This is a genomic window from Streptomyces sp. NPDC002265, from assembly GCF_040296125.1.
GTDB lineage: Bacteria > Actinomycetota > Actinomycetes > Streptomycetales > Streptomycetaceae > Streptomyces.
On the sequence record NZ_JBEOWS010000013.1, the window covers coordinates 20,928 to 34,189 of the forward strand.

Here is a 13,262-nt window from a genome sequence, read left to right on the forward strand (position 1 = left end):
GCCCCTCCGGCAGGGAGGGACGCCCTGATGTCACGCGGGCTCCGTCACACGGGCTCCGGCTGCCGCTCGGTCCGTGCCGGTGCGGGTGTCCGTGACAGCGGGCCCGGCCACCACACCTTGCGGCCCAGTGCCACGCTCGCGCTGGTCACCAGATAGGTCCGTACGAGGAAGGTGTCCAGCAGCACGCCGACCGCGATCACGAAGCCCAGCTCGACGAGCTGCACCAGCCCCATGTTGGTCAGCACCGCGAAGGTCGCGGCGAGGACCAGTCCGGCCGAGGCGATGACCCCGCCCGTCGTGCGCAGCGCGGTCAGCGCGGCGGCCGAGGGCTGCGCGCCGCGCGTGGACTCCTCCCGCATCCGGTGCATCAGGAAGATGCCGTAGTCGACACCGAGCGCCACCAGGAACACGAAGGACAGCAGTCCGAGCCCCGGGTCCGTGCCGCCGAAGCCGAACAGCGGCCCGAACACCAGCCCGCCGATGCCGAGCGCCGCGCCCCACACCGCGACGACCGCGGCGACCAGCATCAGCGGCGCGACGAGCGAGCGCAGCAGCAGGACCAGGATCAGCAGCACCGAGGCGAGGACGAGCGGTACGACGACCAGCCGGTCGCGGGCGTTGGTGTCGACGAGGTCGAGCTGCTGGGCGCTGGGTCCGCCGACGTAGGAGCCGGGCAGGGCGTGCCGCAGGTCCTCGATGGTGCGGGTCTCGGCCGCCGACTGGGGGGTGCCCCGCGCGATGACGGAGATCTCGGTCCAGCCGTCCCCGGTACGACCCGGCTCGGCGCTGTCGACGCCCCGGACGGCGCGGACGGCGTCCAGGGTCGCGCCGGCGCGGCCGGCCGGGGTGATGACGGTGATGGGCTGACTGGACCGCTCGGGGAAGGCGCGGGCCAGGGTCTGCAGGGCGGCCACCGACTCGGGCCGGTCGACGAAGGTGTCCGTCTGCTTGAGCCCGCCGGGCAGGTTCAGCGTCCCCAGGGCGAGCGCGCCGAGCAGGGCGGCGCCGCCGGCCAGGACGGCCAGCGGGCGCCGGCCCGCGGAGGTGCCCATCGCGGCGAACAGCGACCGGCGGGCCCTGGGCGTGCTGCCGTAGGCGGGCACGAGCGGCCAGAACACGCGGCGCCCCAGCAGCACGAGGAGCGCGGGCAGCAGCGTCAGCATCGCCGCGAGCGCGCACAGCACGCCCACCGTGCCGAGCGGGCCCATTCCGCGGCTGCTGTTGAGGTCGGCGGCGAGCAGGCACAGCAGTCCGGCGGCGACCGTCGCGCAGGAGGCGAGCACGGCGGGCCCGCAGCCGCGCAGGGCGGCCAGCATGGCGTCGTACGGCCGCTCGTGGCGCCGTAGCTCCTCGCGGTAGCGGGAGACGAGCAGCAGCGCGTAGTCGGTGCCGGCGCCGAAGACGAGGATGGTCATGACGCCGGAGTTCTGGCCCGACACGGTCGTCCCGAAGACCTGGTGGAGTCCGTAGGCGACGCCCGTGGACAGGAAGTCGGCGACGCCCGCGACGACGAGCGGCAGCAGCCACAGCACGGGGCTGCGGTAGATGAGGATCAGCAGGAGGGCCACGACGGCGACGGTCGTGTAGAGCAGCGGCCCGCCGAGCGAGTCGTAGACCCCGGCGGCGTCGGTGGCGAGCGCGCCCGGCCCGCCGACCTGGACGCTCAGCCCGTCCCCGCCCCGGGCGACCTCGCGCACGTCGTCGACGAGGGCGTTGCGCGCGTCCTCGTCGGTGCCGGGCTCGTTGCTGGCGACGGGGTACATCAGGGTGGTGCCGTCCGCGGAGGGCACGCCCCGCGGGGTCGCGGTCAGCGTGTGCCGTCCGGCGATCCGGGCGAGCTGCTCCCCCGCACGGGACCGGTCGGCCGCGGTGAGTCCGCCGTCGCGGCGGTAGACCAGCACCAGTTCGGTGGTCTCGCCGCCCGGCAGCCGGTCCTGGATCCTGGCCACCCGGGTGGAATCGGCGCTCGCCGGCAGGTAGTCGGTGATCCGGTCGTGCTGCACGTCGGCGAGTTTCGCCGCGAACGGGGCGACGGCCGCGAGCAGCCCGATCCACAGTGCGAGCACCGCCCAGGGCACGGCCCGCCGCCGTGTCCGCGTACGTGTCTCCAAGGCCCCCATGGACAGGGCTCCCTCCGGTCCGGTCGTCTGCTGACGTCGTCCAGACTTCCGGGGCGGGGAGCGGTTTTCGTCCGGCGCGGGAGCGAGCCGGGGCCTACTGCGGCGGGTGGCCCGGGGCCGTCGTTACTCCCCGGGGAGTACGGCGTCCTACGACGGTGTCCTGGCCGCTGCCGCCAGCAGGCGGGTGACGTCGTCCGTGCAGATCGCCAGTGCCGCGCCCACGGTGACCAGGACGTCGCGTTCGGCGGGGGTGTAGGGGCCGTCGGCCAGGGCGATGCGGGCGCCCTGCAGCAGGATCGACTCGCGGCCGACGGCGGCGAGGTGCGGGGTGAGCGGGTCCAGGGCCTCGTGCAGCTCTATGGCGAGGCCGGCCCCGCAGGGCGGGCCGATCACGCGCCCGGTGTCCGCGGCCAGGGCCTCGACGAGGGCGCCGAGCTGGTCCCGTGTGCAGTCCTCGAAGCCGGCCGCGCGGACCGTGGCCGCGGCCGCCTCCAGGGACGCGGGGGCGCAGGTGCCGCCGGCGGCCAGGACGGCGAGGGCGACGGTGTGCACGGCGTCGCGCAGCATGGCGGAGAAGCGGGTGGTGGTCGGGTGGTCCAGGACGTCGGCGCCGAAGTGGCGGCGGCAGGCCGCGCACTCGACGACCGGCCCGGTCTCGCCGCGCGGCAGCACGGGCACGCCGAGCAGGGTGAAGCGCCGGCGGCCGGTCAGCCGCTGGTAGTTGCGGTCGCCTCCGCAGCCGGGACAGAAGAACTCGCCGTCGCCGACGGGTGTCCATGAGGTGCGGGTGCCCAGGATGCGCGCAAACCTGGTGGCACGGCCGTCTTGTTCCCGGACTGGCAGCACGTCGCACCTCCGTAACCCCGCGGCAACATCGCCGCGCTTGCGTGATGTTAGCCACATCGGTGAGGCCACGTCAGTACCCCGTACGAGACCTGTCCGTGACCTGTCCGGTCGGCTGGCCGGTACACGACGGTGCCCCGGCCGCCCGGGCGGGCGGTCGGGGCACCGGAAGGGCCTCGTCGGAGGCGGTGTCAGCGGGTCGCGCGGTTGACGGCCGAGACGACCGCCTTCAGCGAGGCACGCGTCGTGTTCGCGTCGATACCGATGCCCCACAGCACCTTGTCGCCGATCGCGCACTCGATGTACGAGGCGGCCTGGGCGGAGGCGCCCTCGCTCATCGTGTGCTCCTGGTAGTCCAGCAGGCGTACGTCGACGCCGATCGACTCCAGCGCGTCGAAGAAGGCCGAGATCGGACCGTTGCCGGAGCCGGTCAGGACGGTGTCCTCGCCGTCGACGGTCGCCTCCACGGTCAGCGTGTCCACGCCGTCGGTGTCGGTCGTCGACTGACCCGTGCGGACCTGGAAGCGGCCCCAGGGGTTCTCCGGGTTGGGCAGGTACTCGTCCTCGAAGGCCGCCCAGATGTCCTTCGGGGTGACCTCGCCGCCCTCGGCGTCCGTCTTCGCCTGGATGATCTTCGAGAACTCGATCTGCATCCGGCGCGGCAGGTCCAGCTTGTGGTCGTTCTTCAGAACGTAGGCGATACCGCCCTTGCCGGACTGGGAGTTGACGCGGATGACGGCCTCGTAGGAGCGGCCGACGTCCTTGGGGTCGATGGGCAGGTACGGGACCGCCCACTCGATGTCGTCGACGGTGACGCCCTTGGCCTTGGCCTCGTCCTCCATCGCGTCGAAGCCCTTCTTGATGGCGTCCTGGTGGGAGCCGGAGAAGGACGTGTAGACCAGGTCGCCCACGTACGGGTGGCGCGGGTGGACCTCCATCTGGTTGCAGTACTCCCACGTACGACGGATCTCGTCGATGTCGGAGAAGTCGATCTGCGGGTCGACGCCCTGGGAGAACAGGTTCATGCCCAGGGTGACCAGGTCGACGTTGCCGGTGCGCTCGCCCTGGCCGAACAGGCAGCCCTCGACGCGGTCGGCGCCGGCCATCAGCGCCAGCTCGGCGGCGGCGACGGCGGTGCCGCGGTCGTTGTGCGGGTGGACCGACAGGCACACGTGCTCACGGCGGGAGAGGTTGCGGTGCATCCACTCGAAGCGGTCCGCGTGCGTGGAGGGGGTGGAGCGCTCGACCGTGGCGGGCAGGTTCAGGATGATCTCGCGGCCCGGGCCGGGCTGGTAGACGTCCATGACCGCCTCGCAGACCTCCAGCGCGAAGTCCAGCTCGGTGTCGGTGAAGATCTCGGGGCTGTACTGGTAGCCGAACTCCGTCTCGGGGCCCAGCAGCTTCTCGGCGTACTCCACGACCAGCCGGGTGCCGTCGACGGCGATCTGCTTGATCTCTTCCTTGGAGCCGCGGAAGACGACCCGGCGGAAGACCGGGGCGGTGGCGTTGTACAGGTGGACAGTGGCGCGCCTGGCGCCCTTCAGGGACTCCACCGTCCGCTCGATCAGGTCCTCGCGGGCCTGGGTCAGTACGGAGATCGTCACGTCGTCCGGGATCGCGCCCTCTTCCTCGATGATCGAGCGCACGAAGTCGAAGTCGGTCTGGCCGGAGGCCGGGAAGCCGACCTCGATCTCCTTGTAGCCCATCTTGACCAGCTGGTCGAACATCCGGCGCTTGCGCTCGGGCGACATGGGGTCGATCAGGGACTGGTTGCCGTCGCGCAGGTCGGTGGAGAGCCAACGGGGCGCTGCGGTGATCCGCTTCCCCGGCCAGGTGCGGTCCGGGATGTCGACCTGGTCGTACTGGCCGTACTTGTGGATCGGCATGGAACTGGGCTGCTGGCGGTTGGCCATGGTGGCGTGGGCTCCTCGTGAAGGTGTCCTACAGGACGGCCGACGACGCAACGCCAAGCTCCGCGGGGAGGGGGTCGGCCTCGACTACAGGCCCTCGCCGCGGCAGCTAAGGAGAAGCAGCCCGAAACGCATGATGCTGCGCAGCCTAGCCGAGCCGCACCGATGGCGCGGGGGTGTTCCAGTATGCGGGACCGGATGGACGTAGGGAACTAAACGGACAAAAAGGTGTCTCATACCACTCCGTGACCAAGACGAGGTCGTTTGTCCCTGTATTTCACCAATCATGGTTGCGGGTAGTGACATCCGGACAACGCGGTGCGAAGGTGCCGGGCATGACGACACACGGGGGCTCCGAGCCCGTCTTCTGCACGATCGTCCCGCCGCACGTCCTCGACAAGCTCGCCCGGCACGAGGACCCCGCGCTCTCCGGTCCCGCCCGCCGCTCCCTGGAGCACGACGCCCTGGAGCGCACCCGCCGCCGGCTGACCACCGTGGTGGGCGCCCCGGCCGTCGCCGCACCGGCCGCGACCGGCAAGCCGCACCGCACCCTCTACGACGCCCGCCACCACACGGACCTGCCCGGCCACAAGGTCCGCGGCGAGGACGGCCGGGCCGTCAAGGACGCCACCGTCAACCGCGCGTACGCGGGTCTGGGCGCCACTTTCGAGCTGTACGTCAGCGCCTACGGGCGCGACTCGATCGACGGCGCCGGACTGCCGCTGAACGCGACCGTGCACTACGACCGGGACTACAACAACGCCTTCTGGAACGGCGAGCAGATGGTGTTCGGCGACGGTGACGGCGAGATCTTCCTCGACTTCACCCTCCCGGTGGACGTCATCGGCCACGAACTCACCCACGGCGTCACCCAGTACACCGCCAACCTCGCCTACTTCGACCAGTCCGGCGCCCTCAACGAGTCGCTGTCGGACGTCTTCGGCTCGCTGATCAAGCAGTACACGCTCGGCCAGACCGCCGCCGAGGCCGACTGGCTGATCGGCGCGGGCCTGCTCGCCCCCCGGGTCACCGGCACCGCGCTGCGCTCGATGAAGGCTCCGGGCACCGCGTACGACGACGACGTCCTCGGCAAGGACCCGCAGCCCGCGACGATGGACGGCTTCGTGCGCACCGGCCGCGACAACGGCGGCGTCCACATCAACTCCGGCATCCCCAACCACGCCTTCTACCTCGCCGCCACCGCGCTCGGCGGGCACGCCTGGGAGCGGGCCGGACAGGTCTGGTACGACGTGCTGACCGGCGGCGAACTGAAGCAGGAGGCGCAGTTCGCCGACTTCGCCACGCTCACCGCGGCCGCGGCGCGGACCCGCTACGGCGCGGGCGAGGAACTCCAGGCCGTGCTGAAGGCCTGGGAACAGGTCGGGGTGCGCACGCTCTGATTCCGTACTAGACACAGACCCATGCGTATTCGGATCAGGCGCACGGGCGGGTTCGCGGGCATCGAGCGGGCCGCCGAGGTGGACACCTCGGGGCGGCCCGACGCGCCCGAGTGGCATGCCCTGGCAGAGAAGGCACTGGCCGCGGGCCGGGGCGTGCCGCCCACCGGGGTCCCGGACGGCTTCCGCTACGAGATCACGGTGGACGGCCGGACGGTGTACGCGGCCGACCCCCGGCTGACCGAGGAGCAGCGCACGCTCGTCTCCCGGGTCCTGAAGGAAGGGGCTTAGGGACTTGTCCCGGCCGCGGTTCGCGCAGGACCGTTGACTTCGGTTACCGGCGGTACCGATGATCCGGCGCATGGCGACTCAAGCGCGCGCTGCCGCGCACCCGATGCCCCGCTTCCCCGACGGCTTCCTGTGGGGGGTGTCGACCTCGGCCCATCAGATCGAGGGGGCCGTGGACGAGCGCGGGCCGTCCGTGTGGGACGCCTTCAGCGCCGGGCCCGGACACATCAAGGACGGCTCGACGGCGGCGGTGGCCTGCGACCACTTCCACCGCTACCCCGAGGACGTGGCCCTCCTCCAGGACCTCGGCGTGGACGCGTACCGCTTCTCGGTCTCCTGGCCGCGGGTGAACTCCCCCGGCGGCCTCGACTTCTACGACCGCCTGGTCGACGCCCTGTGCGCGGCGGGCGTACGACCCGTGCCGACCCTGTTCCACTGGGACCTGCCCGTGGAGCTGGACTGGCTGGACCGGGACACCGCAGAGCGGTTCGCCGAGTACACCTCGGTGGTGGCCGGACGCCTCGGTGACCGGGTCAAGAAGTGGATCACTCTCAACGAGCCCGCCGAGCACACCCTGCTCGGCCACGCGCTCGGCGCGCACGCCCCCGGCAGGCAGCTCATGTTCGACGCCCTGCCGGCGGCCCACCACCAGCTCCTCGCCCACGGCCTGGCCGTACGGGCGCTGCGCGCGGCCGGGGCGGGCGACCTCGGGATCGCCAACTCGCACGGCCCGACCTGGGCGGCCTCGGACCGCGACGAGGACGTGGCGGCGGCCGACTTCTACGACCTCCTGCTCAACCGGCTCTTCGCCGACCCCGTCCTGCTGGGCCGCTACCCCGACGGCATCGCCGAGCTGATGCCCGGTGACGTCGAGGCGGACCTGAAGATCATCGGGGAGCCGGTCGACTGGTACGGGATCAACTACTACCAGCCGACCAGGGTGGGCGCCCCCGAGGGCTCGGAGATCGAGTTCGGCGGACTGACCCTGCCCGCCGAACTGCCCTTCACCGTAAAGGAACTGGAGGGATACCCGGTCACCGACTTCGGCTGGGCGGTGGTGCCCGAGGGGCTCACCGAGCTGCTCACCGGCTTCCGCGAGCGCTACGGCGACCGGCTCCCGCCCGTCGTCATCACCGAGAACGGCTGCAGTTACGAAGGCCTCGACGACCAGGAGCGGATCGCCTTCCTCGACGGTCATGTCCGGGCGCTGCACGCGGCGTTGGAGCAGGGAGTCGACGTACGCGGCTATTTCGTCTGGTCGTTGATGGACAACTTCGAGTGGGCGGAGGGGTACGCGCGCCGCTTCGGCCTCGTGCACGTCGACTACGACACCCTGGAGCGCACCCCGAAGGCCTCGTACCACTGGCTGCGGGACGTCCTGCGGGCGCAGAGATGACCGCGGCCGAACCGGCCGTGCCCGTGCCCGTCTCCGCCCTCGCCGAACCGGCCGAGCGGGTGGGCCGGGGCTGGACCTCGGCGCTCTGTCTCGCCAACGGGGCGATCTGGGTGGGCTGGTACGGCCCGCTCCAGATCCTCCTCGCCTCCCAGGCGGAGGACTTCGCGCCCGGCTCCGGCATGTCCAAGGAGACGATGCTGGCCTGGGTGACGGGTGCGGGCGCGGTGGTCTCGCTGGTCGCCAACCCGCTCTTCGGCGCGCTGTCCGACCGCACGACCGCGCGGTGGGGCCGCCGTACGCCGTGGATCGCGGCCGGGGCGGCCGGCGGCGCGCTGTCCCTGCTGCTCCTCGCGGGCGCGGGCGGGGTGTGGACGATGGCGGCGGGCTGGTGCCTGGTCCAGCTCACCCTGAACGCCGCGTTCGCCGCGGTCACCGCGGCCGTCCCGGACCGGGTGCCGCGGCTCCAGCGCGGCAGCGTGGGCGGCTGGCTGGGCGCGGCGCAGATCCTCGGCGTGGTCGGCGGCACGGGGCTGGCGACGGTGGCCGGGGGCACCGGCGGCGGGTACGCGGCGTGCGCGGTGTTCACCCTGGTGGGCGTCCTGCCGTACGTCCTGCGCTTCGAGGACCTGCGGCTGCCGGCGTCGGCGCGGCCGCCCTGGTCGGGGCGGGCGTTCCTCGCCTCGTTCCGGCTGAGTCCGCGCGAGCACCCGGACCTGGCGTGGGCCTGGCTGACCCGCTTCCTGATCAACCTCAGCAACGCGCTCGTGCTGCTGTACCTGCTCTACTACCTGCGGGACCGGCTGCACCTCGACGACCCCGAGCAGGGGGTCCTCGTGCTGACCGCGGTGAACGGGATCACGCTCCTCGCCACCGTCGTGGTGGGCGGGGTGTGGTCGGACCGGCTGGGCCGCCGCAAGCCGTTCGTGATCTGGTCCGGCATCCTGATGGCGGTGGCGACGGCGGCGCTGGCCTGCTGGCAGACCTGGCCCGGCGCGATCGCCGCCGCGGCCGTCCTCGGCATCGGCTTCGGTGTCTTCACCTCCGTCGACTTCGCCCTGATGACCGACGTCCTGCCGAAGGCCCTGGACCGCGGCAAGGACCTGGGCGTCATCAACATCGCCAACGCCCTGCCCCAGGTCGCGGCCCCGGTGCTGGCGGCGCCGGTGGTGACGTACCTGGGCGGCTACCGGATGCTGTACGCGCTGGCGGCGCTGATCGGGCTGGCCGGGGCGGTGCTGGTGGGACGGATCCGCGGGGTCGACTGAGCCGGGGCGCGGCGGGCCGGGGGCGCGCCGAGGCGGCTGGGGCGAGGCGGCCCGGCCCGATGAGCCCACCGGGCCCGCCGGGCCTGCCGCCGCCGGGCTCAGAAGCCGAGCTTGCGCAGCTGCCTGGGGTCGCGCTGCCAGTCCTTCGCCACCTTCACATGCAGGTCGAGGAAGACCGGCGTGCCCAGCAGCGCCTCGATCTGCTTGCGGGACTTGATGCCGACCTCCTTCAGGCGCTTGCCCTTGGGGCCGATGATGATCCCCTTCTGGCTGGGGCGCTCGATGTAGACGAAGGCGTGGATGTCGAGGAGGGGCTTGTCGGCGGGGCGGTCCTCGCGCGGGAGCATCTCCTCCACGACCACGGCGATGGAGTGCGGAAGCTCGTCCCGTACGCCCTCCAGCGCGGCCTCGCGGATCAGCTCCGCCACCATCACCTGCTCGGGCTCGTCCGTCAGGTCGCCCTCGGGGTAGAGCGCGGGCCCCTCCGGCAGCAGCGGGACGATGAGGTCGGCGAGCAGGTCGACCTGCTGGTCGGCGACCGCCGACACGGGGATGATCTCGGCCCACTCGAAGCCGAGCTCCGCGCCGAGCTGGTCGATCGCGATGAGCTGCTCGGCCAGCGCCTTGCCGTCGACCAGGTCGGTCTTGGTGACGATCGCGATCTTCGGCGTCTTCTTGATCGACGCCAGCTCCTTGGCGATGAAGCGGTCGCCGGGACCGAGCTTCTCGTTCGCCGGCAGACAGAAGCCGATCACGTCGACCTCGGCCCAGGTGGTGCGCACGACGTCGTTGAGCCGCTCGCCGAGCAAAGTGCGCGGCTTGTGCAGGCCGGGGGTGTCCACCAGGATCAGCTGGGCGTCCGGCCGGTGCACGATGCCGCGCACCGTGTGCCGCGTGGTCTGCGGCTGGTTCGCCGTGATCGCCACCTTCTGGCCGACCAGAGCATTCGTGAGGGTGGACTTGCCCGCGTTGGGGCGGCCCACGAAGCAGGCGAAGCCGGCGCGGTGGGCGGCCTCGGCCGACTGTTCGGGTGACGGGGTACGAACGCTCATGAGGCCCATTCTCCCTGATCCACGGACCCCGGCTGCACGCAGCGCCAGGCTCCCCCCGACGGTGAGCTCCCGGAAACCTCCCGGCAATAGGAAACTCTGCCGAAACATCCCTGTGCACAACCGGAAACGCCCACCGGTGAACCTCTGACGAGCCCCCATCCCGTTGGAGACACCGTGACCCTGGCCGCGCCCCTCTCCGCCCCTCTCGCCGAAGGGCGCCTGGACACCGGCGACACCGCCTGGCTGCTCGCCGCCACCGCCCTCGTCCTGCTGATGACCCCCGGTCTGGCCCTCTTCTACGGCGGCATGGTCCGCACCAAGAGTGTCCTGAACATGCTGATGATGAGCTTCGTGTCGATAGCCCTGGTCACGGTGGTGTGGCTGGTCGCCGGCTACTCGCTCGCCTTCGGCGACGACGTCGCGGGCGGGCTCATCGGCGGGCTCGGCCACCTCGGCATGGCGGACCTGGGCCCCGACAGCGTCCACGGGAGCGTGCCGACCCTGCTCTTCGCCACCTTCCAGCTCACCTTCGCGATCGTCACGGCCGCGCTGATCAGCGGCGCGGTCGCGGACCGGGTGAAGTTCGGGGCGTGGCTGGTGTTCGTCCCCGTCTGGGCGCTGCTCGTATACGTGCCCGTCGCCCACTGGGTGTGGGGCCCGGGCGGCTGGATCGTGCAGCACCTCGGCGCCCTCGACTTCGCCGGCGGGCTCCCCGTCGAGATCGCCTCCGGTGCGTCCGGCCTCGCGCTGTGCCTGGTGCTCGGCCCCCGGCTGGGCTTCAAGAAGGACGCGATGCGCCCGCACAACCTCCCGATGGTCATGCTGGGTGCCGGTCTCCTGTGGTTCGGCTGGTTCGGCTTCAACGCGGGCTCGGCGCTGAAGGCCGACGGACTGGCCGCCGCCGCCCTCCTCAACACCCTGGTCGCCGGCTCCACCGGACTGCTCGGCTGGCTCTTCGTGGAGCAGCGGCGCGACGGCCACCCCACCACCCTGGGCGCCGCCTCCGGCGCGGTCGCGGGCCTGGTCGCCATCACCCCCTCCTGCGGCTCGGTCTCGCTGCTCGGCGCGCTGGCCGTCGGCCTCGCCGCCGGTGTCGTCTGCTCGTACGCAGTGAGCTGGAAGTTCCGGTTCGACTACGACGACTCCCTCGACGTCGTCGGGGTCCATCTGGTCGGCGGAGTCACCGGCACCCTGCTCATCGGCGTGTTCGCCACCTCGCGGATGACCGGCGGCGTCGCGGGCCTGCTGGACGGCGGCGGGCTCGGGCTGCTCGGCCGGCAGGCGGTGGCCGTCGTGGCCGTGGCGGCGTACGCGTTCACCGTGACGTACGGCATCGGCAGGCTGCTGGACCGGCTGCTCGGGTTCCGGGCGAGCGAGGAGCAGGAGCACACCGGACTGGACCTTACGGTGCACGCCGAGACGGCTTACGGTCACGGGGTCCTGGGCCATGGCGCCCCGGTCGGCCACTCCGCCCTCCCCTCCGCGCAGAAGGTCAAGCCCCAGGCATGAAGCTCATCACCGCGATCGTCAAGCCCTACCGCCTCGACGAGGTCAAGACCGCTCTGCAGGAGCTCGGTGTGCACGGTCTGACCGTCACCGAGGCCAGCGGCTACGGCCGCCAGCGCGGACACACGGAGGTGTACCGGGGCGCCGAGTACCGGGTGGACCTGGTGCCCAAGGTCCGGATCGAGGTCGTCGTCGACGACGCCGAGTCCGACGCCGTCATCGACGCCGTCGTCAACGCGGCGCGGACGGGGAAGATCGGCGACGGGAAGGTGTGGGCGACTCCGGTCGAGACGGTCGTGCGGGTACGGACCGGCGAGCGCGGCCCCGACGCACTCTGACCAGCAGCACCCCGCCGGCGACTCCGGCAACGAACGCCAACGCCACCAGCAGCCACGGCAGCGCGAGGAACGACGCGCTCGCCGACTCCCGGGTGCCCTGGGCGCTGGCCGTCAGGGTGACCTCGCCCCGGTCGAACTGGGGCGAGCCGTGCCAGGGCTCGCTGAGCCGCACGCGCTGCCCCGGCAGCAGCTCGGCGGGGATCCTGGTCAGCGCGCGGCTGAGGAGCGTACGCCCGAACAGGCCCCGGACCGTCAGCTGCACCTTCGGGTCGAGGCTGACGTTGCCGGTGTTGCGCAGGGTGTAGGAGATCGTCGCCGTGCCGGCGCCGAGGCCGGGCACGAGCGGCTGGTGGTGGCTGATCCGGACGTCCTCGACGGAGATCGCGGGCAGGGCGGGGCCGCTCACCCGCAGGTAGACCCGGGCGCCGACGGCCCGCTGCACCCCGACGGCGAGCGATCCGGAACCGGCGTCGACGCGTTCGTCGAGCGCCACGATGGCGCCGGGGTGGTCGCCCGGTTCGGCGTCCCGGGGCACCGTCAGGGTGACGGGCACGGTGACCGAGCCGTGGGCGGGCACGGTGACCCGGTCGCGGGCCGGCTTCGCCCAGGCGCCCACACCCCGCATCCGCTCCTTCAGCGTCCGCACGGCGAAGCCTCCGTCGCGGGCGGTGTTGTAGGCGTCGGCCGCGTAGAGGCGGAAGGTCAGGGGCGTGCCGGTCCTGTTGGCGACGACGACCTTGTCCTCGATCGTCTGGCCCGGATCGGCGGAGACGTAGAAGTAGGGGCGGGCCGCGGCGGCCGGGGAGGCCGGGTAGACGGACCAGCTGCCGTTGTCGGCGGCGCGCGCGGGGGCTGCCGTGACGGCGAGGAAGAGACCCAGGAGCAGGGCCAGGGCCAGGGCCGGGGACAGCGCCGGGGACGGACGTGACGCCGGGAGCACGGCGGCCGGACGTGGGGCCGGAGGCAGGTGCAGGTACGGCTTGCGCATGGGTGCGGACCCCCCCGCTGAGGTGATCGGGCCGAGCCGGACGAGCCGCCGGACGGACGAGCCGCCGGACGGGACCGGCCGTGGTGGACCGACCGGAGGGGACCGGCCGACGTGGACGGGACCGGCCGGGTGGGCCTTGCCGAGGTGGGACGGGCGGGT

At 72.4% G+C, this 13,262-nt stretch carries 11 protein-coding genes; 6 read left to right on the plus strand and 5 right to left on the minus strand.

Annotated features, from left to right (window positions below):
- Window positions 1-44 precede the first annotated feature (44 nt).
- From ABT085_RS04145 to leuA, 3 genes are all read right to left on the minus strand, one after another.
- The gene (locus ABT085_RS04145) at window positions 45-2,120 is read right to left on the minus strand and encodes an MMPL family transporter (RefSeq protein ID WP_351601730.1); all 2,076 of its coding nucleotides are present in this window, start codon (window positions 2,118-2,120) and stop codon (window positions 45-47) included.
- A gap of 147 nt (window positions 2,121-2,267) precedes the next feature.
- Window positions 2,268-2,966, minus strand: a complete 699-nt coding sequence (locus ABT085_RS04150; RefSeq protein WP_351601733.1) for a TerB family tellurite resistance protein — start codon at window positions 2,964-2,966, stop codon at window positions 2,268-2,270.
- Between the two features lie 188 nt (window positions 2,967-3,154).
- Window positions 3,155-4,876 (minus strand): 2-isopropylmalate synthase, encoded by a 1,722-nt coding sequence (gene leuA / locus ABT085_RS04155; protein ID WP_351601735.1) that lies wholly within the window; start codon window positions 4,874-4,876, stop codon window positions 3,155-3,157.
- A 332-nt stretch (window positions 4,877-5,208) separates the two neighbouring features.
- On the opposite strand from leuA, the gene ABT085_RS04160 reads away from it, so the two are divergent.
- The 4 genes from ABT085_RS04160 to ABT085_RS04175 are packed head-to-tail and all read left to right on the plus strand — an operon-like array spanning window position 5,209 to window position 9,219.
- Window positions 5,209-6,273 (plus strand): M4 family metallopeptidase, encoded by a 1,065-nt coding sequence (locus tag ABT085_RS04160; RefSeq protein ID WP_351601738.1) that lies wholly within the window; start codon window positions 5,209-5,211, stop codon window positions 6,271-6,273.
- 21 nt (window positions 6,274-6,294) lie between these two features.
- Window positions 6,295-6,561: a protealysin inhibitor emfourin gene (locus ABT085_RS04165; RefSeq protein ID WP_351601741.1), complete on the plus strand. Its 267-nt coding sequence runs from the start codon at window positions 6,295-6,297 to the stop codon at window positions 6,559-6,561.
- 58 nt (window positions 6,562-6,619) lie between these two features.
- Window positions 6,620-7,954, plus strand: coding sequence for a GH1 family beta-glucosidase (locus ABT085_RS04170; protein WP_351601744.1), 1,335 nt, complete (start codon window positions 6,620-6,622; stop codon window positions 7,952-7,954).
- On the plus strand, window positions 7,951-9,219 hold the full coding sequence (locus tag ABT085_RS04175; RefSeq protein WP_351601747.1) for an MFS transporter: 1,269 nt from the start codon (window positions 7,951-7,953) through the stop codon (window positions 9,217-9,219). The genes ABT085_RS04170 and ABT085_RS04175 overlap by 4 nt, the downstream gene beginning before the upstream one ends.
- A 98-nt stretch (window positions 9,220-9,317) precedes the next feature.
- On the opposite strand, the gene era is transcribed toward ABT085_RS04175, so the two are convergent.
- Window positions 9,318-10,280 carry a GTPase Era gene (gene era, locus ABT085_RS04180; RefSeq protein ID WP_351601750.1) on the minus strand — a complete coding sequence of 321 codons (963 nt, stop codon included), beginning with the start codon at window positions 10,278-10,280 and terminating at the stop codon, window positions 9,318-9,320.
- Window positions 10,281-10,445: 165 nt separating this feature from the next.
- On the opposite strand from era, the gene ABT085_RS04185 reads away from it, so the two are divergent.
- Together ABT085_RS04185 and ABT085_RS04190 are read left to right on the plus strand one after the other, a co-directional pair.
- On the plus strand, window positions 10,446-11,780 hold the full coding sequence (locus ABT085_RS04185; protein ID WP_351601753.1) for an ammonium transporter: 1,335 nt from the start codon (window positions 10,446-10,448) through the stop codon (window positions 11,778-11,780).
- Window positions 11,777-12,115: a P-II family nitrogen regulator gene (locus ABT085_RS04190; RefSeq protein ID WP_152884130.1), complete on the plus strand. Its 339-nt coding sequence runs from the start codon at window positions 11,777-11,779 to the stop codon at window positions 12,113-12,115. The genes ABT085_RS04185 and ABT085_RS04190 overlap by 4 nt, the downstream gene beginning before the upstream one ends.
- Here ABT085_RS04190 and ABT085_RS04195 read toward each other — a convergent pair.
- Window positions 12,009-13,103: a WxL protein peptidoglycan domain-containing protein gene (locus ABT085_RS04195; RefSeq protein ID WP_351601757.1), complete on the minus strand. Its 1,095-nt coding sequence runs from the start codon at window positions 13,101-13,103 to the stop codon at window positions 12,009-12,011. The genes ABT085_RS04190 and ABT085_RS04195 overlap by 107 nt on opposite strands.
- Window positions 13,104-13,262: the final 159 nt, after the last annotated feature.

What these genes read in the sequence shown, in the direction of transcription:
- ABT085_RS04170 (WP_351601744.1), top strand. Translation starts at nt 6,620, where the DNA reads ATGATCCGGCGCATGGCGACTCAAGCGCGCGCTGCCGCGCACCCGATG.
- ABT085_RS04175 (WP_351601747.1), top strand. Translation starts at nt 7,951, where the DNA reads ATGACCGCGGCCGAACCGGCCGTGCCCGTGCCCGTCTCCGCCCTCGCC.
- leuA (WP_351601735.1), bottom strand. Translation starts at nt 4,876, where the DNA reads ATGGCCAACCGCCAGCAGCCCAGTTCCATGCCGATCCACAAGTACGGC.
- ABT085_RS04165 (WP_351601741.1), top strand. Translation starts at nt 6,295, where the DNA reads ATGCGTATTCGGATCAGGCGCACGGGCGGGTTCGCGGGCATCGAGCGG.
- ABT085_RS04195 (WP_351601757.1), bottom strand. Translation starts at nt 13,103, where the DNA reads ATGCGCAAGCCGTACCTGCACCTGCCTCCGGCCCCACGTCCGGCCGCC.
- ABT085_RS04160 (WP_351601738.1), top strand. Translation starts at nt 5,209, where the DNA reads ATGACGACACACGGGGGCTCCGAGCCCGTCTTCTGCACGATCGTCCCG.
- ABT085_RS04145 (WP_351601730.1), bottom strand. Translation starts at nt 2,120, where the DNA reads ATGGGGGCCTTGGAGACACGTACGCGGACACGGCGGCGGGCCGTGCCC.
- ABT085_RS04190 (WP_152884130.1), top strand. Translation starts at nt 11,777, where the DNA reads ATGAAGCTCATCACCGCGATCGTCAAGCCCTACCGCCTCGACGAGGTC.
- era (WP_351601750.1), bottom strand. Translation starts at nt 10,280, where the DNA reads ATGGGCCTCATGAGCGTTCGTACCCCGTCACCCGAACAGTCGGCCGAG.